Annotated in this window: 1 protein-coding gene; it reads right to left on the reverse strand. The window is 36.5% G+C overall.

Annotated elements, in window-relative coordinates:
* On the reverse strand, positions 1-211 hold a 211-nt coding region (locus tag A3761_RS28420; RefSeq protein ID WP_231881144.1), incomplete at both ends, for a hypothetical protein.

Here is a 211-nt window from a genome sequence, read left to right on the forward strand (position 1 = left end):
TTCGTTTACCAAAGAATGACAATGCAAAATATACTGATAGGTCTTGGGTGCGTTCCACTTGAGATTTTTCAAAATCAGTAGTATCAAAGCGTTTCTGTAAGAGATTAAAAACTTTCTTATGTGAACCAATCAACTCTTTCAATTTTGGGGATTGTTCGAACTCTTCAGCTGCTGGAAGGCGTCCTAAAGATAAACATTGCTGCCAGAAATT

It is taken from the genome of Oleiphilus sp. HI0123 (genome assembly GCF_001635315.1).